This window comes from Qipengyuania citrea, assembly GCF_009828015.1.
In the GTDB taxonomy this organism is placed as follows: Bacteria; Pseudomonadota; Alphaproteobacteria; order Sphingomonadales; family Sphingomonadaceae; genus Qipengyuania; species Qipengyuania citrea.
Map to the genome: position 1 here is coordinate 155,272 of NZ_WTYG01000001.1, position 24,285 is coordinate 179,556.

The window sequence follows — 24,285 nt, forward strand, 5'->3', positions numbered from 1 at the left end:
GCTGGCCTAGTGCCTGATCGGCACGCCGCCCTTGTAGAGATGCAGCACCCGCCCCTGCGTCGGCTGGCCGTCGAACGGCGTATTGCCCGCAGTGGCTTCCATCTTCGCGCTCTGGATGATCCACGGCCTGTCCGGATCGATGATGGCGACATCGGCTTCGAGCCCGGGAGCAATCGCGCCCGCCGGGACGCCCAGGATTTCAGCGGGCTTCGTCGCGACCAGTTCGAACGCGCGCCCGATATCGATGACCTCGTCGCGCACCAGCGACAGGGTCATCGCGAGCAGCGTTTCCGCCCCCGCCATGCCCGGTTCCGCATCGGAGAAGGGGAGCCGCTTGTCTTCGGGCCCGCGTGGATCGTGGCCGCTCGCGATCACGTCCACCGTACCGTCGCCGATCGCCTCGCGGACCGCTTGACGCTCGTCTTCGCTGCGTAGCGGCGGCGACAGGCGGGCAAAGGTGCGAAAATCGACCGTGGCCAGATCGGACAGCATGAAATGGGCCGGGGTCACCCCGCAGGTCACCGACACGCCGCGCGCCTTGGCCTGGCGCACAATCTCGAGCCCGGCGCGGGTGGTCACCTGACGGAAGTGGATCCGCGCGCCGGCCATTTCCGCTAGTGCGATATCGCGGGTCAGCGCGATGGATTCGGCTTCGGCAGGGGCGCTGGGCAAGCCGCGGCGGGTGGCCACTTCGCCTGCCGTGGCGACAGCGTTGCCGGCCAGCGCGGCGTCCTCGGGATGCGCGACCACCACGAGGTCGAGCATGGCGGCATATTGCAGCAATCGCAGCATGGTGCCCGAATCGGCGATCCACTGCCGGCCGGTTGCCACGCCGCGCGCCCCAGCTTCGCGCATCAGGCCCAGCTCGGCGATTTCGGCCCCCGCCAGATCGCGCGTGGCGGCGGCGAGCGGGTGGACCCAGAAATCGGGCTTACCGCTCTTGGCAATATAGGAAACACGGCTCGGCAGATCGAGGCGTGGCGACTGATCGGGCATCAGCGCAGCGCGGGTAATCCCGCCGAAATGGAAGGCCGGCTTGTCGATCGCGAAGACGCCGAGATCGACTAGCCCGGGAGCGACCAGCGCGCCCCCCGCATCGATCACTTCGTCACCGTCCTGCGCGGCCGTGCCGACGCCGTCGATGCAACCGTCGACCAGCCGGAGCGCGCCGCCCTGCACGCCAGCGGGCGTGACCAGCCGGCCACCTTCTATCGTCAGCGGTCGTTGCTGCTTCATGCCGCGTCTCCCCACCCGGGGACACCGCGTGAACGGCGTGTCAACACGTCGAGCGCAGCCATGCGGATCGCGACTCCCATTTCCACCTGCCGGGTGATGATCGAGCGGTCGATCATGTCGGCCACCTCGCTGTCGATCTCCACCCCGCGGTTCATCGGCCCCGGATGCATGACCAGCGCGTCTCGCGATGCCTGCCTGAGCCGGGTCTTCGTTAACCCGTAGAGATGGTGGTATTCGCGCGCGGAAGGAATGAACTGGCCGCTCATCCTTTCGTTCTGGAGGCGCAGCATCATGACCACATCGACACCGTCCAGCGCCGCATCGAAATCGTGATAGACCTCCGCGCCCATCGCTTCGATGCCGGCGGGCATGAGCGCCGGCGGGGCACATAACCGCACGGTGGCCCCCAGCGCCTGCAGGCCCAGCAGGTTGGAGCGCGCGACCCGGCTGTGCAGGATGTCCCCGCAGATCACGATCTTCAGTCCGGTGAAATCGTCCGCCGCCTCGCCCCTGTCGCGCAGCGCATGGCGCAGCGCCAGCGCATCGAGCAACGCTTGGGTCGGATGCTCGTGCTGCCCGTCGCCCGCATTGAGCACGGGGCAACCGACCTTGTCGGCGATCAGCTGGGTTGCCCCGCTCGAACCGTGGCGGATGACGATCGCGTCGGCGCGCATCGCGTTGAGGGTGATCGCGGTATCGATCAGCGTCTCGCCCTTTTTCACCGACGACTGGGCGGCATGCATGTTGACGACATCCGCCCCCAGCCGCTTGCCCGCGATCTCGAAGCTCAGCAGCGTGCGCGTGGAATTCTCGAAGAAGGCGTTGATCACCGTCAGCCCGGCCAGCCGGTTCTCGCGCTTGGTCGCCTGCCGGTTGAGCGCGACCCACTGCTCCGCCTCGTCGAGCAGGAACAGGATCTCGTGCCGTTCGAGCTGGCCGATCCCGATCAGGTCGCGATGCGGGAAAGCGAGCGCGCCCGCGGGATAGCGGGCGGCGTGAGGCGAGGTTTCCGTCGATGTCATTGAGACCACGCCCTTAGTCGAGCTGCGTGGGGCGCTCAAGCGCTTTCCAGTGGCGTTGGCCGCAGCGCTGCCCTAGTTCGATTTCCAACAGGAGATTTGACGCATGCAGTTTGCTGGTAAGGTCTGGCGGCTTTTGGTTGGCATCAAGGACGGGCTGGTGCTCGTCTTCATGCTGCTGTTCTTTACCGCCCTGTTTGCCGTGCTGACTGCGCGCCCCAGCCCGGCCGCCGTGCGCGATGGCGCCTTGCTGCTCGATCTGAGCGGCGCCGTCGTCGAGGAGCGGACCGAGATCGACCCGATCGCCGCCCTGCTTTCGGGCACCGCGCCGGTCGGCGAATACCAGGCCCGCGACGTGATCCACGCGCTTGACGAAGCTGCCGGAGACGAACGGATTTCGGCCGTGGTGCTCGATCTCGACCGTTTCCTCGGCGGCGGACAGGTGCATATGCAGGCGATCGGCGAAGCGCTCGACCGGGTGCGCGCCGCGGAAAAGCCAGTGCTGGCCTATGCCACCGCCTATACCGACGACGGCATGCTGCTCGCTGCGCATGCCAGCGAGGTTTGGGTCAACCCGCTGGGCGGCGCAGTGATTGCCGGCCCCGGGGGCGAGCGGCTCTATTACGCGGGCCTGCTTGACAAGCTCAAGGTGAACGCACGCGTCTACAAGGTCGGCGAATACAAGAGCGCGGTCGAACCCTACAGCCGGGCCGGCATGTCCGACCCCGCGCGCGAGAATGCCCGAGCGCTGTATGAGACGCTGTGGGAAGAATACCGCGCCAATCTCAAGAAGGCCCGCCCCGCCGCCGATGTCGCACGGATCACCGACCAGCCTGTCGCTTGGATCGAAGCGGCGGGCGGCGATCTGGCTACCGCCGCCTTGCAGGCGGGGCTGGTCGACAAACTTGGCACTCGCGCCGATTTCGAACAACGTGTGGTCGAACTCGTCGGCGAAGACGACTGGGCGGAGGGTCCCAACGCCTACCCCCACACCGAACTCAACGCCTGGCTCGAAGACAATCCGCTGCCCGATGCCGGGCGGCCCATCGGGGTGATCACGGTGGCGGGCGAAATCGTCGATGGCGATGCCGGACCTGGCACCGCGGGCGGCGACCGGATCGCCAGGCTGCTCGACGACGCGCTCGAGCAGGAGCTTGCCGGGCTGGTCGTACGGGTCGATTCGCCGGGCGGTTCGGTGCTCGCCAGCGAGCTGATCCGCGATGCTATCCTGCGGCACAAGGCGCGCGATATTCCCATCGCGGTGTCGATGGCCAATGTGGCAGCCAGCGGCGGTTACTGGGTGTCCACGCCCGCCGATCGCATTTTCGCCGAACCCGAGACCATTACCGGTTCGATCGGCATTTTCGCAGTGATCCCGACGTTCGAGGAAACCGCGGCGACGGCGGGTGTCACCAGCGATGGCGTGCGCACGACGCCATTGTCGGGCCAGCCCGATCTGATCGCCGGGTTCACCCCCGAAACCGATGCTATCCTGCAGGCCTTCATCGAAGACGGTTACGAGGATTTCCTCGACCGCGTGGGCGAGGCGCGCGGCCTGACGCGCGAACAGGTCGATGCGGTCGGCCAGGGCCGGGTATGGGATGGCGGTACCGCCCGGCAGCTACGGCTGGTCGACGAATATGGCGGTATCGAGGAAGCGCTGGCCTGGACCGCCGAACGCGCCGAACTCGGCAGCGACTGGCACGTGCTCTATCTGGGCGAAGCGCCGTCGACCTACGACACGCTGCTGCGGCAATGGCTGATCGGCGACGGGGAAGAGGCCGGCTCGGGCGGCGATGTGATTGCCCGCATGACGCAGAGCCGGTCGGCGTTTGTCGCCCGCATCGCGGCGGATGCGGATCGCTTGCTGGGAACGCGGGGCGTCCAGGCCTATTGCCTTGCCTGCCCCGCCCCGCAGCCCACTGCAGCGCAGGACCGGGCCGCCACCGGCTGGCTCGCGCGGATTGTGCAGCTGGTGATCGGCTAGGGCGCTTGCCACGCGGCGATTCCCACAGTAAAGGCGCGCCCCTGCCCTTCCGCTGCGAACGCCGCGGACAGCACCGGGCGGGCGCGTAGCTCAGTGGTAGAGCACACCCTTCACACGGGTGGGGTCGCAAGTTCAATCCTTGCCGCGCCCACCATTTTTTCAATGACTTAGAAGAGATGGCCCGCGTTTCCATGAAAAAAACATGAAAAACATAGGTGGACTTCCGCGAACATTGGCAGTGGTCCGCGCTCGCTGAGGGTTCGGTCTTCGGCAGGGGCGACATGCCAGATTTTCGTCACTGAACCAGAAGGTTACCGCTTTTTCACGATTGATTGGCATACAATGCCGACAAGAACCGAGAGAAAGCATGTCTGTCCATCAACCGATTCCTCCGACCAAAGCCATCGAGCTTGTGGAACTCAGAAACCTCGATGGAGCTGATTGTCTTCTTGCCGATTTTGCTGCTGCCGGTCTGATTAAAACATATGCGCTTAAGCGGGAAGTAAGACCCGTTGGAGGTCCGACAGAAATGGTGCGCGATGCCCAAATTCCGCCCGAGGATTGGGAAAGGATTATCGCATGCAAGAAGGTCAGCGTCGCATTGAAAGGTGGAACTGTCCGGCTTGAAGGATCGACTCTCCACGGCGGAACACCTTCGGTGCGAATTACCGGCATCAGCTTTTCCGAAACCTCGCTCGTCAAGGTTCTCGATCGTTACTGCGTCACCACGCCCACTAACTTTGCGAAGCGAACCCCCACTCCGAATTCGGATACGACGCTAAACGAACCCTTTTCGCCCTCCAAAAGTTGCAAGCCAACAAACGAGGATGTCCAGCCGATAAAGCCAGGAGCGCTGACTGTTTCTGTCGCGCAAGCCATGCAAGCGACTGGATTGGGACGAACCACAATCGATAAGCTTATGCGGAACGGCACGCTCCACAGAACGAAAGCCGGCAGGCGCACACTGATTACCGTCGAGAGCATCGAACGATATGTCGGCGTGAAGGTGAGACAATAGAACACACTCGCTGATGTCGCATGATCCTTCCCTCGCAGTCGTTTAACGGCGGCTGCTTTGCGCCCTCATTCCGGCCAATAAAAGAGGGCGCCGATCCGCCTGAAAGCGGACGCGGCTATGAAGTCCTTGAGCCTGCTAGGCCGGATGGTCGATACCCTGCGAACCTCGGCGGGCGCTTCTCCAGGAAGTGCGCCACTCCCTCTTTGAAGTCCGCGCTTTGCAGGCTCAGCTTCATCTCCCGGTCGGCCTCTTCTATTGACGTGGCCAGGTCGACAAACAACGCGTCCCACAGTTGCCGTTTCATTATCTGGAGCGATCGCGGCGACACAGACTCAGCCAGGTCCTGCGCATACGCCTGGGCTTCTTCGAGCAGGCGGTCCCGATTAACCACGCGGTCTGCAAGACCGATCCGATACGCCTCCTCGGCACCAACCTTGCGGGACGAGAACATCAGGTCGATTGCCCGGCTATGACCCACAAGTCGGGTGAGCATCCAGCTTGTACCATGTTCGGCCACGAGACCGCGGCGTGAAAAAGAAGTCACGAAAGCCGCCTCGCTGGAAGCAAACCGAAGGTCGCAGAACAGCAGGAGAGCAAAGCCCAAGCCTGCCGCCGCCCCGTTCACAGCGGCGATCACCGGTTTGCCGATGGAAGGAAGCCATGTCATCGGATGCTGAAAATCGGCGCGCGCGTGTTCGTCAAGCGGCTCGAATCCTGCAGACTCGGTCTTGCCGGTCTCGGTCATCCCCTCGAGCGCTCCCATGTCGACGCCAGCGCAAAATCCTCGGCCCGCGCCTGTGATGATGACCGCTCGGACCTGCGGATCGTCGTTCGCGCGCTCCATGGCCTGCCGGAATTCCCGCGCCATGACCGGCGTCCAGGCGTTAAGCCGTTCGGGTCGGTTAAGGGTGACGGTGGCTACGCGGCCCTGAAGCTCGTAGCGGATCTGGGTGTAATCCACGTTCACTCTCCGCCCTGTGCGCTGTGAAGGAGCGGTTCGGAGCCCGGGCCCAGAACCGAAACCGACATGCCCCATAACCTGAGCTGACCGGCTGGTGATGTGAGACCGCGCTGCGCCGCTCGTTCCACGATGGCCTCCGGTTGGGCGCATCGCACGGCGATGGCGCGCAGGCCTTCGCCGCGACCGTCGCTATCCAGAAGAAAGAGCAGTTCGCCCTCGTCGAGCGCGATTCGCCAACCGGTCCCATGCTCGGAACACGGCAAGCCAAGTATCCTCGACCAGCGCCTCGCCATGATCTCAGGCTCGGGTCCGTGCATCTCGACCGCGACGATCGAACAGTCGGGCGACGGATGACTTTTCCAGTCCGGACCGCCCCATTCCCATTGATCCCATCGAGACATGTAATCGATCGACAACAGGATTCCGCCGACATCCCGCGGATGCAGGTGGGTAAAACCGCAGCCATTCCGATCGAGTTGGTCCACAACCCGAACACCGGCTTCCTCCGCGCGAGATCGGGCCTCGTCAATCCGGTCGGTCTGCAAGATGACCATGTAGCCGCAATCGCCCCCCTGCTTGGCGAGGAGGCGACCCACGGTGGTGCCTTCGGTGAGCGGGGTCAGAAGCTCGAGGAAAGTATCTTCCAGCCGGTATACGGCATTGCGGAGGTTATAGCGGGCGACCCCGGGGTCTTCGTGGGGATGACTCGCGCCAAAGATCGCTTCGGCATCGGCCTGCGCGCCTTCGAGGTCGGTTACCGCAACCGCGATCTGTCGCAATCGAAGGGTCATGTACGTTTCTCCTCACGCCATTTCCGAACAGGGACATTCACTGATGCTGCAGCGCTCGTAGTATCCCCGGGTCTAGAACTGTGAGGCTGCGGTACCCCACCTGCACCACGCCTTGTCGCTCCCACTGCTTGAGGACGCGGTTGATACTCTGTCGCGACGCACCAACCATGGCGGCCGCTTGTTCCTGTGAGAACTGTAAGGCGACGGGGTTACTCGGTGAAAGTGTAGCTAGCACCCGTTCACACGACTGAAGAACTACCCGGGCCAGCCGCGCCGGGAGGGGGCGCAGCACGGTATCGTCGATGCGGTCCAGGGCGTCGCGATACCGCTGGCCGATCATTGCGAGGAACTGCAGCAGATAGTCCGGCCGTTGGTCGACGATCCTATGGACGGCAGCTGCAGGGACGATTGCTATCGTACTCTCCAGGACAGCGTCAGCGTCGTTTCCGCGCGGTTCGCCTGCAAACAGAGAAGCTTCACCAAACCACTGGCCCGGCGTGACGAGACCCAGCACCGCCTCCCGTCCGCTTTCGCTGGTAACGCTCAAACGAACCAATCCACTTTCAAGCCAGAAGAGGGCGTCGGGACCAGAAGCGCGGGAGTAAAGCCGGTCGCCCTTTTTGAACTCTCTACGCCTGGCATGCGTCAGCAAACCGGAGGTCAGCTCCTCGCTCAAATCTCGGCGGCAAGAACTAGGATGGCTCGTCAAAGCGCGTTGGACCCGTGGGGTCTGCGAGAAGCATGCCTAGGCGAGTTCGTCGATCCCTTGCAGGGTGGTGGCCCCCGCCTGTGGATCCAAGCCTCATTCGACAAGCGCAGCTCGCAGCCGATCCCGGCGCTCCTTGAACATGGGGATGTCGTTGTAAGGAATATCGGGATTCGATCCTTCGGCGATGTGGTCGAGGCGACTTTTCACAATCGGCATCAGCTCTGGTGTCGGGTAGATATAGAACCGACCCGCCTCGATACCGGCGAACGTGATCGCGGCGATCTCGTCAGGGGTCAGCGCGCCATTCGCCAGGTCCCTGCTGGAAATGGCCTGAGTGGCCAGCTGAGCTTTGGTTGGCCCACCCTCGTTCGCAAGGCCCGGCGGACGGTTGCGGAAAGACTGATTGATATTGGTGTTCACGTAGGAGGGGCATAGCACCGATGTGCAGACCTGCTCACCAACAAGTTGCAGGTCGTGATAGAGACACTCGGACAGCGCGATCACTGCGTGTTTCGACACCGCATATATCCCCATCCCCGGCGCCGTGACCAGTCCCGCCATGGAAGCTGTGTTGACGATGCAGCCTTGGTAAGACGAATCGCCGGCCGCCGCTTTGAGCATGATTGGGACGAAAGTTCTCACGCCGTTGGCAACGCCATGAACGTTGACGTCAAACAGCCACTGCCAATCCTTCTCGGTGCTCTCCCAGATAGGTCCGCCCGAGGCGACGCCTGCGTTGTTAAACAGCAAGTTTACCGGACCAAAATCATGCGTCACGCGGTCGGCAAGCGCTTCCACGGAGGCGGCATCCGTGACGTCGGTCTGCACCCCGATTGCTACTGTTCCGCGTGCACGCAGATCCCCAACGACCCCGTCCATAGCCCCTGCTTCGACGTCTGCGATGACAACCCGCATTCCTCGTCGAGCCGCCTCTTCCGCAATTGCCTTGCCAAGCCCCGACGCGCCTCCGGTAACTACCGCGACGCCGTTCTCAAACTGGTTCATTTTCTTCGCGCCTTGCTCTTGCTCGAACGGGTGGAGTGGTTTGGTAGCCGTACGAAAATAACGGATCGGTTAGATCGATGCGAGGAATGGCTTCACTCTCGTACAGGTAATCCTGACTGTGCTGCCAATCGGGTCTGTCACCGCGCTTGGGCAACCGATCGAGGCTCCGCAGCAGGTATCCAGGGTTGAGGTATTCGGTGTCGGCCCACGGTTTGAGTTCCATGGATTCCTCTCCGGGCCGCAAACTGGGCACGACGCTTATCGCGCCTGTTCTGTTCATGTGCTGCAGGAGGCGACAGACGAATTGCCCGACCAGATCGACACGCAGCGTCCAGCTGTAATGTCCGTAGCCATAAGTCCATGCCAGGTTCGGCACGCCGGTGAACATGATCCCACGGTACGTAACGGTCCGCGCGAAATCGACGGGAGCGCCATCGACGGTGAAAGGGATCTCGCCCATCACCGCCATCTCGAATCCGGTCGCGGTCACAACCACGTCGCAGTCGAGGCGATTACCCGACTCGAGCACGATCCCGGTCTCATCGAAACTGGCAATCCGATCCGTGACTACAGAAGCTTTTCCGGCGGAGATCGCCTTGAAGAGGTCAGCGTCCGGCACGAAGGCGACGCGTTGCTGCAACGGCCTGTAGGGCGGCGTGAAATGGGTTTCGACATCGAAGCCTTCCGGGAGGCAGGCTTGGACACCGCTGATGAGGACATCTTTGACCTTGTCGGGGGCTCGTACGGCTCGCGCCAAGAGGTCAGCCCGTTCCTTCACGACCTTGCGACGCATGATCTCATGGATCCACGCGTCATCGATCTCGAGGCTCCTCAGTTCGTCCGCGAGGGTGTCGGCATTTCTGCCCGCTGCAAAATATGTAGGCGTCCGCTGGAGCATGGTGACATGCTCGCAACGCTCTGCAAGCGCCGGTATCAGTGTTGCAGCGGTCGCACCTGAGCCGATCACAGCCACCGTCTTTTCTGCAAGGTCGACTTCATCAGGCCAGTGCTGAGGGTGGATTACCTCCCCGCGGAACCGGTCGAAGCCAGGCCAGTCCGGAGTATATCCCCGGCTATGCCGGTAATAGCCCTGGCACATCCACAGGAAGCGGGCGTTAATCTGTATCGCGTCCTGCTGGTCGGTCCGATCGACTTCAAGCTTCCACAAGGCATCTCCGCTCGACCAATCGGCTGATCGAACTGTGTGACCATATCGGATGTATGGCGCTAATCCGGCATCCTCGATCGCTTCACCGAGATAATCGAGAATTTGCTGCCGGGAGGCGATCGGGTCGCCTTTCCAGGGCTTAAACCCGTATCCAAATGTGAAAAGGTCGCTATCCGACCGTGTCCCAGGATATTTGTGGAGCAGCCACGTCCCGCCGTGGCCATCCATCGTCTCCAGGATGGCGAAGCTAAGGTCGGGGCAGTGCCTGCGCAGCAACGTGGCGCTGCCAATTCCCGAGATGCCCGCCCCGACGATGATGACGTCGAATTGCTCTGTCTCCACATCCGGCTCCGAGTTGGCGTGATCTTTCACATCTAGGTCCTGGGCTTTGGCCGGCATTCGGCCGTCAGTTGACGTGACTTAGGAGAAATTCGCCCGGCGAACTGTCGCCTATTGGCAGTCTTCTCGGGTAAGCCCCGCGATGCGACGGCCCCGCGTCTCACTCTCGCTTGCGGAGCGCAATATTGCTGACTTTGAACTGCGTTTGACTGATGGGCGCCGCTCAGCACGCGAATGGACCGCGGGTAATGGAAACCGGCACGCTCGCGAAACGGCAGCTTCAGACGCCTAGGGCCCGAAAGCCGTCAGTCTGCTATCGGCCCAGTTTCAGCCGGTCTGCAAAGCGCCCCAAGTGCGTTCATGGCATTAGAGTTCGTCCTGCAGAACCATGTGCTGGCTTCCGTCAGCACTCCGCAGCCAGCAACCTAAGATGCACGAGGTGATCGGCAGATAACTTCATTGCATCAAATTACCGGTCTGAGCATTCGCTGGTCACTGCGAAGAATTACGGCTGAATGGAAACGGGGGAATTCTTGAAGTTCACCACCCGCTTCCGCTTGCCCATTGCAAATGCGCTGCGCGCATTTGGAGGACGATGTTTCTTGGAAACTTTGGAGGATTTTTTTGCTGCTTGCGGCAGCGCCTTCCATCCCACGCTTCCTATAAGGCGGGTCAGATCGACGGGCCGAAACTTTCTGTAATAGCCCTTTCTTTTCTTCGGTAGCGGATCTCGCCCGGCGGCTTTTGCACGCTTACGCGCGGTTGGCCCTAACGAACGTGAGATGATCATCCTGCGATGGGCAATTGGCCCTTGCGGGGCGTGATCTATGTGGAAGTGTTTCGCGAATGGTGCATCGATGCCTTTCGCAAGATAGGCAGCTGCTCTTGGACCATACCGCACCCGTTGCATTCGAACGGAACTTGGGAGCGCAACTCCAAACTCCCGTTGGAATTGTCGCCGTAGGAAGAACTGCAGACGCTTGCATTTCCTGAAAGGCCAACGGAGCATCCAGTGCACATGGAGCGGGCCATGATGCCTTCGCCCGAGCTTGCTCGATGTCGGCGGATTTTCGAACACCGCAATCGCGTCAAATGGAGAGAACGCCCTGTTTTCCTTGACCATCGTATTCCAACGTCTTCTTGTATTCTCCCAGAACTTTTTGCGGAAAACGTCATAAGGTTTGTCGCCAGACTTGCTGACCTTAGGGAATTTCATGGTAATGAAAACATTGAGCGGCCTTCTTGCGGCATAGGCATACCGCTCTGCGTGAAGGATTGCGCGGGCGCTTTCTGGGCGCAGGCATGTCCCTTTCCGCATGCGTTTCATGAAGGGGGTCATATCGGATTTCCGCATCGGAATTCTGATACCCCTAAATTCTTACTAAATCCTTTTATTGCATGGGGTTATAACAGAACCGTCGGTACTACGCCCCCGGTGCAGGATTCCCCTTCGGGGAGGGGCGCGATGCAGGAGCGATTTCAGAGTAAGGTCTGGGACGAGTGTGGATATAAAAAAGGGGCGCGGATCACCGCGCCTCTTTCCGTCAGACAGTCGAACCACACCCTTTCGCTTTTTGCAGCTTTGTCCAAGCCACATAGCCTGCCAAAACGCTTCTGCGCATGCGTGGCGGGCAGGCTGCGATCACCCAGAACAACCACGTGGCTTGCGCCTCGGTGTGGAGGCGGCCGATACGCTGAATTGCTGTCGGGTTCGGTCCATGGATCGAAATTCCGCCGACCCGTGCTGCGTGAACCAGTTGATCGTGCGGGATCACCGCGTGGATGTTCCGTCTGAGCCCGCATCGGGGAATGTACCTCGAGTAGGAGGAAGAATAAGGCAATGGTGCCAGTTTATGACGCCGTGAAAACGATGGTGCGGCAATGTGGATCAATGCCGTTGTCTCCGGCGTGAAGAGCGTTTCGATGTGGCTACGCATGCGCTCAGGGTCGTAGCCTGCGCCGTAGCCGTGCGCATATGAGGCAAACTCGGCCTCGTCGCGCCAGCGACGGTTTATGATGAATGCCCCGAAACCGAATGGCGCTTGCCGGTCGAGAGCCAGAGGCGGGGGAAGTATGGAAAGCACGACCATGCGTTCGGGGAAGCGCGAATAATTTCGATATGGCATCTGAAAATATCCTAGGAAAAGCGCAACGGGCGGATCCTTTCGAGAACCGCCCGCTGCTGATAGGATTAAGAATAAAGGCTTGCGGTCAGCTCAGGTCGATTGTCTCGTCGGCGAACCGCAACCGCAGGATATGCTCGGTAAACGCCTGTGCTCCGTCCTTGCTCGCAAGCGCCGTCCACGCTTCCCAGCGGTCGATCCGGTGAACCAACCAGGCGAACAGGCGATCGCGCGCGTACTGGTCGGGAAAAGTCATGGTCCAGAGCACGCGGCCGAGCGGGATATTCGCCCCTTCGGGCGCACCGATGAGCTTGATTCCCCATTCCCTTCCGATCTGTTCCCGGACGAACCGGCCCGGCAGATTTTCGGCGAATGCTTCGTTGACCCCCAGCACGCGTTCGCGCTCGTCGTGGGTCTCTCCGCCATCGAGACCACGCCACGGTGCGACCGTGGGATGGCCAATCGGTATGGGCGCTGCCTCGGCACTGCGCGTGCTGGCCAGCGCAACGAGGATGGCTCTTCCCTCAGGGGTGAGGTCGCCGGTCAAGCCTTCGGCGAGCTTGTGTCCTTCGAGCCACGACGCGTAATTGCGAGCGATGTCCCAGGCGCCGGCAAACAGGTCGTTCACGCTTTCCTCGATGTCGACGACGCGTCTATCGATCGCAGCGAGGACGGCGAGCAGGAACTCAGTCGTGGCGGTGAACTCCCAGTTGGAGCCCCGCGCCATGCCAAGGCGACCGCACCAGATGTATTCGCGCAGCGACGGCCAGCGTCGCCCAAGCTCATCGATGAGGTGCGGGTACCCTTCCGGGTCCGCGATACACCAGTAGCCGAACGGCAAGCTCGGGTTGCGGCGTTGTTCGTAGGGGATCTCGTGCTGATCCATGATCAGCGCCCTCCCGGCTTGCCGAGCCGCGGTGGCGGCGGTGCCAGAACGGGGGCGGCCTTGCCGTCGATGCTGTCCTCGATCGCTTTCAGCTGCCGAGCGAGCTGCACGGTTTCCGAGTACATGTAGTCGATGCCGCGGTAGATCTCGCCCTCTTCGCGCGCGAGGATCGGCTTGGAATCCGATGGCACCAAATCGCCCGGCTTGTCGGCAGCGAAGCCGAACCACCACGCATTGTCCCCTGTCTGATCCTCAGCTTGTGGGGCATCGGGCCTGCTATGGACGTGGCAAACGCGCACGGCCTCGTCCTCGTACCGCGAGCAGGCTTCGGCGTAATCGATGCCCCCATGCGGCGCGAGGCCGATAGCTGCCGGGATGGCATCCTCGCGATATCCGTAGAGCGGGTGGCCGGGAGAAACCGCGACGAACCCGCCCCAGACACCCGATGCCTGGCGCAGCAGAATGCAATCGAGACCTGTAGCTGCATCGTTCCAGGCGACCTTGTCGAACTTCTCATCGATCCAAGGCCCCGCCCCTCGCGGCTGGCGCTTCTTGATGATGTAGAGTTGTTGGGGCCTCACCTCGTGATCGCCGATTGCGATGCGCTTAGGCAGGCGAGCGAGGTTGGTGTTTTTGGCGGTCGCGACAGCACGGCCGGCGTTCGAATTCTTCTTGGGCATTCTAAGATTCCTTCAGGCATAAAAAATGCCGCGCATCCTCGGTGGACGAGCGGCTCGTGTACGATCTGCTTGCGGCAGATCTTTCGCAGCACGGTAATGTGTTTCGAGGCCCGTGCCGGCCTCCTCTTGGCATTTCCTAAGTCATCTATTCCTCCTGTTTCAGATCACTCTTTCTCTTTCCGCTATGCCGCGGCCCGGTAGACCTTACCGCGTAGGCCGCTTTCGGCCTTCTTGCCTCGTACCCACGGTGCAAAGGTCCGACGGATGAATTCGCTGTTCGGCAGGGCCGCGCCTGCGGCGTCCGCGATAGCCACCAGCGTATCGGGCTGATGGCATTCGATCTGGCGGTGCGCGGCCAGGTGCCGGACTGTCAGAACGGCCGTGGTGAGGACATCAGCGAGCACCTGGTCACGCACCGTTGCCCAATTGCCCGCTTCGCAATGCTTGCCGATGTCTTCCGATGGTGTCGGCTTGGATGGAACACCGACCGCGGCCGCCAGCTCGGGTAGATGCACACTGGATGCCTGAACGCAGCTAGCCCGGCAAAGATCGAGCCGCTCCCTCGCGTGCGGAGATCCGTCGATCAGCTGGTGGGGCAACACCAGCCCATGGGTCGCCGCTGCACGGCGCAGGACGGCAAGGTCGCGAGCCTCCCCTCCCCACGTAGTCGCGACCGCACCGGGATCCTGCTCGAGCGCGTCGAACAACGCCGTGACCATGTCACGCTCGTCCGCATTCTCGGCAGTCAGGACGAACGGTCCTGCGATCGCCGGAACAGCTCCATCGGCGACGAACTCCAGCGTCATCCAGCTGACCGCTGCGACCTGATGGAACGGCCAACGGATCGACAGCTCGGCGTCCTTTCCTTCGGACTTCGTGTAACCTTTGTGACGCGAGCGATCGAAAACAAATTCCAGATCGAAGATCAACCAGCGGCGCGCTGTATCAAAACGGCCGTCACGCTTGCGCGCTAGGAACATCTGCGCTTCGTGCTCGAGCTTGCGAGACAGGCGCTCGAGTTCGCCGCCCAGCGGTACGATATTGGTCATGATGTATTTCCTTGTTGCGCACCGGTGCCAACCCAGAAATGCACCGGCGCATTTGCGTCGAATTGTGAATGTAGAAACGGCCGCGTTCAGCGATGCCGCTCGCGCGCCGTCACGGTGCGCGTGGTCATCGTTGGAAGACCGTTGCGATAGCCCCATGCTTGTTCGTGCTCGACCTTCTGCGGCGGCAGTTCGATCTGCCAGAACGGGCCGTCGGGATTCCATCGATAGCCGCGCGCTTTCAGCATCTCTTTCTTTGAGTACGGCGCGCGTTCGGCCTGCACGATGGCCGAGGGCGTGTCGGCAGCGTCGATGAGGCGCGCTAGGTGCGTGCGGATTGGCCCACCGCCCGGATTACGCTGACGATGCTGCAGCAGCCAGAAAAGCGCCCACACATCGGCGGCTGCGCGATGTGCCGCGCTGAACCATCCAAGGTGGGTGAGAAGCGCGGGTTGCGAGCGACCTTCGAACCCCAGTTTCAGCCAATCGATTTCGCTGCACGAGCAGGCCCAGGCTTTGCCCGCCAGATCGGGATAACGGCGCTCTATGAATTTGGAGTCGAAGCGCGAATTGTGAGCGACGATCAGGTCAGCGCGATCGAGCAGACCGCGCGCGAAAGTATCGTTGATCTTCTGGCCCTTCAGATGCTGCGCGCCGAGCCCTGTGATGAGGCTGATCCTGGGGTCGAGTTCACTGCCCGGATCCTGCAGCCAGCTGAACGGTCCGAGGTGGCCTATGAGCTCGCCACCATCGTCGACGAAGCAGAGCATGATGGCGAGCTCGATGATGACGTCATTCTCTGCCGAGAGGCCGCTCGTTTCCGTGTCGACAATGGCAATGCATCGGCCTTCGGGCATAGGCCCCATGTGCGGCATCGATGGGAAGGGTTTCGGGACACGTCGCAGCACGCGGTAATCGTTTCTGCTCTCGAGCTCGGTCGCCAGCGCTTCGGCGTCTGGCGACAGGTGGTCAGTGTTGATCATTACTATTCTCCGGTTTCATCGAAACCGGCGAGGCGCGGGACGCGCTTTTCGCATCCCTTTTCCTTCCACCTGCCGGCTTCAACCGGCGGATCTCTCTTCAGTCATTATTCTACCTTATGAGACGGATCTCCGTTCCGGTGTCTGAGGCTTTTCGGCGCAACCGTTGATAGTTTGAAACAGATCTATCGCCCGTTTCTATCCTTTGTCGCCGCACCAATGTGGCGGGACCTTTGGTCGCGTGCATACCGCTTCGGCGGACGGATCGAGGCCCATGGGAATTGCGCAAAAACGGTCGCGGTCACCGAACGTGTTTTGGACAATGCTTCGCGCTCATTACGGCTCAGTGGCCCAGCGACCAGTTTCCGGAATTCGTCTGCAGCATCGTTACGGAGGGTCGCTAAAGTCTTGCCAGCTTTCGCTTCGGCGCCATGCGGTACGCTCACCTCGCCATGTTTGATTGCCATTCTGTCGAGTTCATACGCAATGTAGCTAGCCACCTCGGCGTCCCCTTCCCGGTGGGCTTGCTGCCAAGCCGCAATTCCGGGGTGAACATCGAGATCCAAGGCAAATCGCTTCGGTGCCAAATTCGCGAGAAGTATTTTAGCCTGGAAGCGGGGATCGCTTCTTTGCTGATGATAGAATGCGGTTGCCCAGTCATCGACCTTTCTGGTCGTAAGAAATCCGTCCTTTTCGATCGTGACACGGGCGGATTGCGCAGCTGAAGCGATCCAGTGACGCTCGTGTGCCTGGATCGCAGCCAGCGCTTTCAGATGCTTCTGGATTTCGGGTAGCATCAGCCAGCGTTTCGGCGCGGTGAAGACCGTGGTTAGCACCTTATCGTCAAGAAAACGGTATCCTTTGTAGCATTCCTGCGAGGAAGCCAGCATCAGCCTGTTGGGATCAATGCTTTCAAGCTTCCTGCGAGCGCGAATGGATTCATTCGGGGGCGGGTTAGGGCCGCGGACATCTGCGGCACTCTCGTTGTCTTGTTGCAGCCAAGACATTTCGTAGGCAGGAAAGTGGCTCTCGACCCGATGCCGCCGCTCTCGACTGTCGCGCTGCACGAGGTAGCGCAGAGCGCTTAATTTTCGTTGTCTGTTTTTGCGCAGCGCGTGCGCTGCTTTGTCCGGGTTTTCGTCAATACCAGAGTCGCTCTGACTGCGGTTGACTTCTTGACGAGGCTCGGGCTGCGTCTCAAGACTTGGCTCGCTGATCCGCCCTCTTGATTGCTCTGATGCCGTCCTACGTTGAATTCTCTCGGCTTCGCCTTGGTGTGATCGATCAAGCGGAATATCCAGTTCTACGGCCAGTTTTATCAGTCGTTTCCGTTCCCTCCGGGAGCCCTCGATCCGAATGGTGCCGAACTTTTTCTGGGCGAGCAGCAGTGCATCGATCCTGTGCTGTTTTGAGCTGGAATGAAGCGCTACGAAATTGCGGGTTTCCGTGAACGCCAGAACCTCGCCGTCATAAAATTCCCGGACGCCGTTGAGGCGCATAGGATTATACTTGTCCAGCCATGCTGGTTGATCATCGACTACGCTGCTGCTGGCTCCCCATAGCAAGCCATCAATCGGTTTCGTTCTTTTGCGTCCACGCGTCGCGCCTCGTTCCTGCTTGATGGCGCGCTTGATCCCCTCGATGAAGTCGCGTTCGTATGTGCGATACTTGGCGCTTTGATCATTTAGAGGATCGTCATCTTGGTCCAGCGATAGACCAAGCTGTTTACGCTTTTTGGCGGCGCGCGCTTTTTGAGTAGCCCGGGCTGACAATCCATCGCGACCATGTCGTGCAGCAATTTCCGCAGTCAGCGTCGCAAGCCGTTTTTCTTCGGCTCTCTGTAGCTCTCGTTCGCGATCGCGGGCGTCGGCGTCTGCAGGAGGCTCACCGACATAACCCAGCGTTTGAAATGGCCTGAACCAGATATCCTTGGGCGGCTCCTGATATTCGGTCTGATTGAAACGATTGACGAGCTTCTTGTAGCCGGCTCCGATCGCGCTCGCCTTCACCCGCACCTTACTAGAATTATCGGCATCGACCGGAACGAAATAGCCACCGACAATCTTCCCCGCGGCTTCGTAAGGTTCGTAACGGAGGCCTACGCGGGCGAGACCACGGTGATACCCCTCCCAATCTCGAGCGCTTTCCCGCGCCGCTTTCGCAAGAATTTTGACTGAGGTTTCCGCCGGAACAGGTTTCCCCTCTTCGAGTCCATCCGGCGTGCGAAATTCATCTTCGATCTTGTGCTGTAAGCCAGGGACGCGAAGCATTCGCGAGGCATTTAGAATCCGTCCGTTCTCGTCGGCGACTTTGATACCGGACAAGGTGTGGTAGACCCCTGTTTCATCGGCCACGTACCGCCTGTTTGGTTCACACGGCAGCATGTCGTCGCGTTCGCACAGAGCCGACGCGATATGAAGGGCCTCGATTTCGAAGCCCTGCCCCCATTTACTCAGGTTTCTCTGCGTCAGATCATATGCGTTGATAGCAAGGTGAAAATGCGGACGTGCGGTATCTCCATGAAGCCCGTAAAAGCCTGCACAGTTTTCAGCGCCCAAGACGCGTAGGAATGTATCGCGATGACGTTCGGCCATTTCGAGAGATACGGGGCCTTCGCGATAGGACACAACGATGTGCTTGAGGGCCCGTGGTCCGTACTGCGCGGTTAGGTATGCAAATGCGAGCGCGCGTTGATCGTAATCCTCGCCCTCCAAATGCATTGATCCGCGATCACGGATGCGGTCTTCATCCCCTTTATCGTTGACCGGATATCTGCCCATCTGCCCCAGTTCGTGAAGGCGCTCGAGATCATCATGGTCGAGCGTCAACCCGGCAACGTATTTGGCTAGTGTCCAACCGTAATCGCGGACCTTTTGCGAGCCAGCGGCAAAGCTCGCACCGCTCATGAGCTGAGACTTTATTCCGATACGCTTCGCAATCATGGCTTCGGCCTCGGTCGAGACTGGATTTCATCGCTCAGTTTGCGGCTCGGCGCGCGAAGGAAATCTTGGGCCGCAAGGTGGTTGGCCAGCTGATGCAATTCAACGCTCAGATTGAGCAACCTATCTGCCTGTTCGCCGACCGGCCGAAAGGCGAACTCGATATCTTTCGGCAACCTTTCCCAGACTTCGTTCCTGCTGGTCGCGATTTGTCCGATGCTGTTGATCGTACGTCCAGCCTTTGCGGCCTGCACTTTTAGCTCATCCGCCGCTTCGATGACCTGGCCTACGGCCTGATATAGCGCGCCAATGGCACCAATGACGGTAACCATATTGGGGGAGGCATAAAACAGCTTGTCGCGAACAAATGCCGAGATCGTGGCGGATCCTGCTGCCTGCTCCAGATAGGCTTTCTGCGCACTTGTGAGCGCAATCCTCATTTCATGACGATATGGTCCTTCGCACGGACCTGGGGAGAGGACCGCCCTAGCCTTTGCGGAAAGCTCTTCTGAAAATTCAGGCTTCATTGTGAAACCTTTCCTTCAGACCCGTGCCACGAAGCGCAGCGACACGGCACGGGAAGGAGCACGGAGTGTTCCCATCCTGTAATTTCAAGACACAGAGAATGGGTGATGGGATCGGATTGGATCAGCATGGCAGATCGATCCCCAATGCGGCGCAGGCATCGCTGATGTCCTGAGCAAGCGAATCGCTCGCAGAGAGAGCCGCCGAAAGCTCATCCTTGTCCGCCAACAAGGTATGGGCCTTACGACGCAAGGATTCCTCTGCTTCCTTGTGATCGATAGCGAGCAAGAGGGCCCTCGCCTTTGCCTGAGGCAAATGCTCGATGTAGGGGGTCCGGATATCGAAGAGTTTGGCGGTCGAGCTACGGTCGTCGTCCCCGCCCTCAGCTTCGCCTACATCGTTCGCATGGTAATCGCAGGCGGCTTCACCGCCGCCCCCCAATTCGGCGAGGAGACCTTCGCATCGGTCCAACGCAGGGGACTGATCGAAAAGGTCGTCTACACCGGCGGAGCCATCCGATTTATCGACCCGCAGATTGGGCCGGTCGGTCCTCACCGGGGTCGATTGGGAGCCCTGTACACGCTTGGAAGAAGCCGGCTCCACGTCCAAGGAGCTTACATCTCCAGGACTGGAATCGAACACTTTCTGGGGTTTGGGATCTATCCGCGCAGCCGTCTGCTGCGGAGCCGATGGACTGCTTTTGGTGGGCATGTTTTCGGCGGCTTGCGATGCTTTGGCGGCTGCCAGAGCAGCGTACCCATCGCGTGCTCTCCAGCGGAAGTGATTGCGCATCAGCCAGGCAATACGCTCGGCCAGAAGCCTGGTTGCTACATCGGAAAGATCGGAACTTTTCGCAATTTTTCGAGCAAGCGTGATGGCCTTGATTGCCTTGGGACTCTTCGCTCCAGCGCCTTTGTTATTCTGTCCGGTCCCCGGCCACCCATGCTGGCGCAGTTGCGCGAGGATCGTCGCATCGTAGAGGCTTGTCCGCGCACAGAGCAGCACGGGAGGGTCCGGATCCAGTCCCGGCAGCAGCGTTGGTAGGCTGCTCATCTGGTGGCGATCGTAGGCCTTTCGGCCTGTTTCGTTGTTCGGATACACGCACTGACACTCCGTGGGATGATACGAAGTGCCTTTTAGGATGAGGGTGCAGGTCACCCCAAACCGGTCGCTGAGAAAATCGCGAGGCGGGCTTACGCCGCGTACTTGCCCTCGACAGTGCGGCGCGCCAGACCGACCCCTGTTAGCGCATCGAGGACCGGGCGTACAGTGGCCGCACGCTTGCCCTTGAAGGCGCGCGCGATGTCGTGTGCTGCGAGGGGTTCGGGCGAACTGGACAGGATGGACTGAACCGCGCCGATCTGTGCTGGCAGGTCCTTGGGCCAGGCAATGATATTGTCGGGTAGTGGGGCCACTGTCTCGCCCAGATCCAGCGTTTCGTTGATGGGGGCCTGATAGCCCGGATCCTGGAATTCGGGGCGGAGATAGCGGATCAGGCCGCGCGTTTCCTCGGCGGCACGTTCGCGGTTAAGCGCGACGAGGCGAGTGAGAATTTCCTCCTCCTTCAGGTCCGCCGGCCAGCCATAAGCTGCGGCCACGGCGGCATCGATAGCGTCGTGATGGTAACGGATCAGGGTGACGAGGCCGCGGTCGTGGATGTCCCGCTCGGTGTCGGTCAGCGGGCGGTCGGATCGCATCGCCTCGAGCACGTTATACAGCTTGGTAAGGGTCAGGTCGTCATGGTCGGCCAGCACGCGCTTCCGCAGCGCATCTAGCGCTTCCGCCTCGGTTCGGATCGTCATGGCAAGCGCTTCGGGCACGTCGGTCGGGAACGGGAATGGATCGAAGCAGCGCGATTTCACATATACTGGGTCGTTTCCCATGCCCAGCCATCCCCCGCTGGCGAGCGCCCATGGCAGGTGAAAGCGGCTGGACAGCACACCAAGATCGAACGCATCGGCCGACGCTATGGCGATAAGCTTGTTATCTGGGACAGTCCCATTGTGAAGAAACTGGAACACACGGTGCTTGGCCGTCTCCACAGTGGCGATGTAGCGTTCGCACCCGCGCAGAGCTTTGCGAATTTCGCTGCGCTGCTCGCCGAACAGCCACCAATTATCGCGATAGGATGCGCGGTTGTTGGTATCGCGGTGCGGCTTCACCTCGTCATGAATGTGCTGCCAGACAGCAGGATGCCGCTCACGCAGCTCGGCTTCGCTGAGGCCGTAGGTATCGATGACCATTACCCCGCGCGGGCGGGCCATCAGGTCCTTGCCGTTGCGGTAATCGAAGATGACCTGCGGTTCGTTGCCTTGACCGGATCGGATGCGCGGATCGACGTCAGTCTCTGCGCGAGCAATGGCCAGCGATTGCGGATCGAGCCGTTCCGCCTGCTCCGGGGTGACGATGAAGCCGGAGCCATGCAGCTTTACGCCGGGCGAGCAAAGATCATCATTCGCTCTCAGCGCAACCGCCTTGGTTACATCCGCTCCGACCCGCAAATCCGGTCCTATGCGGCCCGGTTCTTCGGCGAACAGGATAGTGTCGGGCGCGCTCCTCTCATCGCTCACCTTGCGCAGCAAACCTCCGATTTGCGCGGTCGCTGGAACGCCTACCGTCATGGCGATCCGCACGGCTGCGCCATCCTTCTCGTCCACCCATGGATGGTTGGGAATGGCATAGGCGATGGCGATGCCCTTCTTCGCATCGAGATGCTTGGCCGTGACCCTGCGACTGAAAATCTGCGTGATCGAATTGGTGGTGACGAAGCCGAAACGCTGGGCCTTACCAGCCCGAACTGCGCTGGCCGCGCGGTCCCACCAATGCATTACGAAATCCGCGCTTTCGGGAACGTCGGACACCTTGAACAGCGCATCGAAGTAACCATCGCCAAGTCTTTCGCGCACGTCCTTGCCGCCGATGAAAGGCGGGTTGCCGACGATGAAGTCCGCCGTGGGCCATTTGGCCGCTCTGGGGTTCGGATAGAGCCAGCTTTCGACGCGCGCGGTGTCATCCGGCACCGGCTTGCCTGTCACCGGATGCGGCTTCATCGTTTCGCCATCCCAACGAGAAATCGGCAGGTTGTCTTCGTCGCGCTCCAGCACTTTCTTGTCATAGTCGATCAGCGCATCACGGTGTTCGATGGTGCGCAGACTGGTGAGGATCGGCTCGTTCGGCACCCGCTCCTGCCCGTTTACGCGGAAGTGCCACTGCAGGTAACCGATCCACAGAACGAGCTGTGCGATTTCGACCGCGCGCGGGTTGATTTCTAGCCCAAGAAAGTTGTCCGGGGTGATGGTGTGACCGGTGAGGTCGGCCACATACTGCTTCTCGGTATCGCTGGACGACAGCTCCTCCAGCAGGTCCAGAACCTCGCCTTCCAGCTCTTTCATCCGCGCCATAGCGACATAGAGGAAGTTGCCCGTGCCGCAGGCCGGATCAAGCACCTTTGTGCCCGCTAGGCGCGTGTGGAACTGTTCCACCAGTAGGCGCGCGGAATCGGTTTTGCCATCATCGATCAAACTGGCCGCCGCCGTGCGAACACCATCCCAGTCGGCACGCAGCGGCTCCATGATTGTTGGGGCGATCAACCGCTCGACATAGGCGCGCGGCGTGTAATGCGCGCCGAGCTTGGCCCGTTCCTTTGGGTTCAATGCGCGTTCCAGCAGTGTGCCGAAGATCGCAGGTTCGACCTCCGTCCACTTATGTTCCGCCGCCTGTATCAGCACTTCCAGCTCGTCCGCTTCGAGGTCGAGCGCGGTGCGATCCTTAAACAAATAGCCGTTAAAACGCTTGACCGGCACGCCGAGCGCGGGCGCGAACTCACCCTTGTCCATCGCCTGCCAAAGGGCAGACAATTGCGGCGCGAGGTGTTCGGGATGCTGTCGCTGCGCCTTAAGCAGGCCGGTAAAACTCTCTTCGGGGATCAGCTTGCTGTCTTCGGCGAACATGGTGAACAGCAGCCGCATGAGGAAGCCGCTGACATGCTCAGGATTGTGATCACGGGCTTCGAGCCGCTTCGCCACCTTGGCCAATAGATCCGCAATTTGGCGGGTGACGCGCGCCGCTTTCGCTGCAGGATCAAGGCTGAGCGGATCAATCCAAATGCAGCGCAATCGCTCACGCACTTCCGGATCGCGCAGGTCCTCCAGCATGATGCGATATCGGGCGCGATCGGGAAACTGCGTGTAAGCCCTGCCCGTGCCGGAAAAGTCCGCCCATATATCGAGACAATAGCCTACATCAGTAACGATCAGGAACGGTGGCCAATCGTGGTCAACTGGCAGCGAGCGCGCATAGCGCTCTGCCTGTCCTTTTGCCGCGATCATCGCGGCGGTCCATCCACCCGTGCCCCGCCGCGCCGTGCCGCGTTTCATCCGCCGAGCGGCGGACTGGCCGAACAGATCGAGGTCTTCATCGCCCGCTTCGGCCGATCTACGGTCAGCATCCGAACCTTGCTTCGCTTCGAGGATAAACGCTCCCCGACGATAGCAGTCGATCCGACCAAAGTTCGTGGTGCCATCGCCATTATCAGCGAATACGCGACGCTCGAATACATAATCGTTCTCGGAGTCTTGAGGCTTGCTCCCGTCAGGCGCTGGGACGCCTATAAGGTCGCAAAGACCGTTGATGAAGCTCTGCGTATTCGCCAGCTCCGACCCACCGGTTTCACGCCAGGCCGCAATGAATTCTTCAATTTTGTCGGTGGCTTGCCCCATCGCTTCTACCTGCCGATGGATTAGTCGTAACGCAACGATTCATGCTTGCGACGTTGGTTGATGCGTTGGATTTCCACTGCTGTCGATTGGTCCCCTTGCAGACACGTCGTTACACGACAGCCATGCGGAGCAGTGGCCCCAATCTCTCGAAATCA

General features: G+C 60.7%; 19 protein-coding genes and 1 tRNA gene. 3 read left to right on the top strand and 17 right to left on the bottom strand.

All coding sequences use genetic code 11. The features are described 5' to 3' along the window. Positions 1-6: 6 nt before the first annotated feature. Complete coding sequence (locus GRI55_RS00740; RefSeq protein WP_160765871.1) at positions 7-1,236, bottom strand: dihydroorotase; 1,230 nt, start codon at positions 1,234-1,236, stop codon at positions 7-9. Then, positions 1,233-2,258, bottom strand: coding sequence for an aspartate carbamoyltransferase catalytic subunit (locus GRI55_RS00745; protein WP_160765872.1), 1,026 nt, complete (start codon positions 2,256-2,258; stop codon positions 1,233-1,235). The genes GRI55_RS00740 and GRI55_RS00745 overlap by 4 nt, the downstream gene beginning before the upstream one ends. A 103-nt stretch (positions 2,259-2,361) precedes the next feature. On the opposite strand from GRI55_RS00745, the gene sppA reads away from it, so the two are divergent. The 3 genes from sppA to GRI55_RS14815 all read left to right on the top strand — a co-directional run bounded on the left by sppA (position 2,362) and on the right by GRI55_RS14815 (position 5,260). Beyond that, positions 2,362-4,242, top strand: coding sequence for a signal peptide peptidase SppA (sppA, locus tag GRI55_RS00750; protein ID WP_160765873.1), 1,881 nt, complete (start codon positions 2,362-2,364; stop codon positions 4,240-4,242). A gap of 79 nt (positions 4,243-4,321) precedes the next feature. Continuing rightward, positions 4,322-4,396, top strand: a tRNA-Val gene (locus tag GRI55_RS00755). 213 nt (positions 4,397-4,609) lie between these two features. Next, complete coding sequence (locus tag GRI55_RS14815) at positions 4,610-5,260, top strand: helix-turn-helix domain-containing protein (RefSeq protein WP_202392385.1); 651 nt, start codon at positions 4,610-4,612, stop codon at positions 5,258-5,260. 115 nt (positions 5,261-5,375) lie between these two features. Here the strand turns inward: GRI55_RS14815 and GRI55_RS00765 are convergent, their stop codons facing one another. The 15 genes from GRI55_RS00765 to GRI55_RS00835 all read right to left on the bottom strand — a co-directional run bounded on the left by GRI55_RS00765 (position 5,376) and on the right by GRI55_RS00835 (position 24,130). After that, positions 5,376-6,221 (bottom strand): enoyl-CoA hydratase, encoded by an 846-nt coding sequence (locus GRI55_RS00765; RefSeq protein ID WP_160765874.1) that lies wholly within the window; start codon positions 6,219-6,221, stop codon positions 5,376-5,378. 2 nt (positions 6,222-6,223) lie between these two features. Beyond that, the gene (locus GRI55_RS00770; RefSeq protein ID WP_160765875.1) at positions 6,224-7,012 is read right to left on the bottom strand and encodes a VOC family protein; all 789 of its coding nucleotides are present in this window, start codon (positions 7,010-7,012) and stop codon (positions 6,224-6,226) included. A 37-nt stretch (positions 7,013-7,049) separates the two neighbouring features. Beyond that, positions 7,050-7,688 carry a Crp/Fnr family transcriptional regulator gene (locus tag GRI55_RS00775; protein ID WP_160765876.1) on the bottom strand — a complete coding sequence of 213 codons (639 nt, stop codon included), beginning with the start codon at positions 7,686-7,688 and terminating at the stop codon, positions 7,050-7,052. Between the two features lie 126 nt (positions 7,689-7,814). After that, positions 7,815-8,726, bottom strand: a complete 912-nt coding sequence (locus GRI55_RS00780; protein WP_160765877.1) for an SDR family oxidoreductase — start codon at positions 8,724-8,726, stop codon at positions 7,815-7,817. Beyond that, entirely contained in the window at positions 8,713-10,266 is a 1,554-nt protein-coding gene (locus tag GRI55_RS00785) for a flavin-containing monooxygenase (protein WP_307019684.1), read from the bottom strand. Before GRI55_RS00785 ends, GRI55_RS00780 begins: the two co-directional genes overlap by 14 nt. 472 nt (positions 10,267-10,738) lie before the next feature. Beyond that, positions 10,739-11,572 (bottom strand): hypothetical protein, encoded by an 834-nt coding sequence (locus GRI55_RS00790; protein ID WP_160765879.1) that lies wholly within the window; start codon positions 11,570-11,572, stop codon positions 10,739-10,741. A gap of 205 nt (positions 11,573-11,777) precedes the next feature. Next, positions 11,778-12,359, bottom strand: coding sequence for a hypothetical protein (locus GRI55_RS00795; RefSeq protein ID WP_160765880.1), 582 nt, complete (start codon positions 12,357-12,359; stop codon positions 11,778-11,780). 85 nt (positions 12,360-12,444) lie between these two features. Continuing rightward, positions 12,445-13,242 carry a hypothetical protein gene (locus tag GRI55_RS00800; RefSeq protein WP_160765881.1) on the bottom strand — a complete coding sequence of 266 codons (798 nt, stop codon included), beginning with the start codon at positions 13,240-13,242 and terminating at the stop codon, positions 12,445-12,447. Between the two features lie 2 nt (positions 13,243-13,244). Continuing rightward, positions 13,245-13,922, bottom strand: coding sequence for a hypothetical protein (locus tag GRI55_RS00805; protein ID WP_160765882.1), 678 nt, complete (start codon positions 13,920-13,922; stop codon positions 13,245-13,247). A 182-nt stretch (positions 13,923-14,104) separates the two neighbouring features. Beyond that, complete coding sequence (locus GRI55_RS00810) at positions 14,105-14,971, bottom strand: hypothetical protein (RefSeq protein ID WP_160765883.1); 867 nt, start codon at positions 14,969-14,971, stop codon at positions 14,105-14,107. 86 nt (positions 14,972-15,057) lie between these two features. Beyond that, the gene (locus tag GRI55_RS00815) at positions 15,058-15,951 is read right to left on the bottom strand and encodes a 3'-5' exonuclease (protein WP_160765884.1); all 894 of its coding nucleotides are present in this window, start codon (positions 15,949-15,951) and stop codon (positions 15,058-15,060) included. Positions 15,952-16,133: 182 nt separating this feature from the next. Beyond that, positions 16,134-18,890, bottom strand: coding sequence for a relaxase/mobilization nuclease domain-containing protein (locus GRI55_RS00820; RefSeq protein ID WP_160765885.1), 2,757 nt, complete (start codon positions 18,888-18,890; stop codon positions 16,134-16,136). Beyond that, positions 18,887-19,414: a hypothetical protein gene (locus GRI55_RS00825; protein ID WP_160765886.1), complete on the bottom strand. Its 528-nt coding sequence runs from the start codon at positions 19,412-19,414 to the stop codon at positions 18,887-18,889. Before GRI55_RS00825 ends, GRI55_RS00820 begins: the two co-directional genes overlap by 4 nt. 121 nt (positions 19,415-19,535) lie before the next feature. After that, positions 19,536-20,513 carry a hypothetical protein gene (locus GRI55_RS00830; protein ID WP_160765887.1) on the bottom strand — a complete coding sequence of 326 codons (978 nt, stop codon included), beginning with the start codon at positions 20,511-20,513 and terminating at the stop codon, positions 19,536-19,538. Positions 20,514-20,605: 92 nt separating this feature from the next. Continuing rightward, complete coding sequence (locus GRI55_RS00835) at positions 20,606-24,130, bottom strand: class I SAM-dependent DNA methyltransferase (RefSeq protein WP_160765888.1); 3,525 nt, start codon at positions 24,128-24,130, stop codon at positions 20,606-20,608. Between the last annotated feature and the right edge of the window lie 155 nt (positions 24,131-24,285).

Bases quoted from the DNA above. Each gene is read 5' to 3' on its own strand.
- GRI55_RS00740 (WP_160765871.1), bottom strand. From the start codon at position 1,236: ATGAAGCAGCAACGACCGCTGACGATAGAAGGTGGCCGGCTGGTCACG.
- GRI55_RS00745 (WP_160765872.1), bottom strand. From the start codon at position 2,258: ATGACATCGACGGAAACCTCGCCTCACGCCGCCCGCTATCCCGCGGGC.
- sppA (WP_160765873.1), top strand. From the start codon at position 2,362: ATGCAGTTTGCTGGTAAGGTCTGGCGGCTTTTGGTTGGCATCAAGGAC.
- GRI55_RS14815 (WP_202392385.1), top strand. From the start codon at position 4,610: ATGTCTGTCCATCAACCGATTCCTCCGACCAAAGCCATCGAGCTTGTG.
- GRI55_RS00770 (WP_160765875.1), bottom strand. From the start codon at position 7,012: ATGACCCTTCGATTGCGACAGATCGCGGTTGCGGTAACCGACCTCGAA.
- GRI55_RS00780 (WP_160765877.1), bottom strand. From the start codon at position 8,726: ATGAACCAGTTTGAGAACGGCGTCGCGGTAGTTACCGGAGGCGCGTCG.
- GRI55_RS00790 (WP_160765879.1), bottom strand. From the start codon at position 11,572: ATGACCCCCTTCATGAAACGCATGCGGAAAGGGACATGCCTGCGCCCA.
- GRI55_RS00795 (WP_160765880.1), bottom strand. From the start codon at position 12,359: ATGCCATATCGAAATTATTCGCGCTTCCCCGAACGCATGGTCGTGCTT.
- GRI55_RS00800 (WP_160765881.1), bottom strand. From the start codon at position 13,242: ATGGATCAGCACGAGATCCCCTACGAACAACGCCGCAACCCGAGCTTG.
- GRI55_RS00805 (WP_160765882.1), bottom strand. From the start codon at position 13,922: ATGCCCAAGAAGAATTCGAACGCCGGCCGTGCTGTCGCGACCGCCAAA.
- GRI55_RS00810 (WP_160765883.1), bottom strand. From the start codon at position 14,971: ATGACCAATATCGTACCGCTGGGCGGCGAACTCGAGCGCCTGTCTCGC.
- GRI55_RS00815 (WP_160765884.1), bottom strand. From the start codon at position 15,951: ATGATCAACACTGACCACCTGTCGCCAGACGCCGAAGCGCTGGCGACC.
- GRI55_RS00820 (WP_160765885.1), bottom strand. From the start codon at position 18,890: ATGATTGCGAAGCGTATCGGAATAAAGTCTCAGCTCATGAGCGGTGCG.
- GRI55_RS00825 (WP_160765886.1), bottom strand. From the start codon at position 19,414: ATGAAGCCTGAATTTTCAGAAGAGCTTTCCGCAAAGGCTAGGGCGGTC.
- GRI55_RS00835 (WP_160765888.1), bottom strand. From the start codon at position 24,130: ATGGGGCAAGCCACCGACAAAATTGAAGAATTCATTGCGGCCTGGCGT.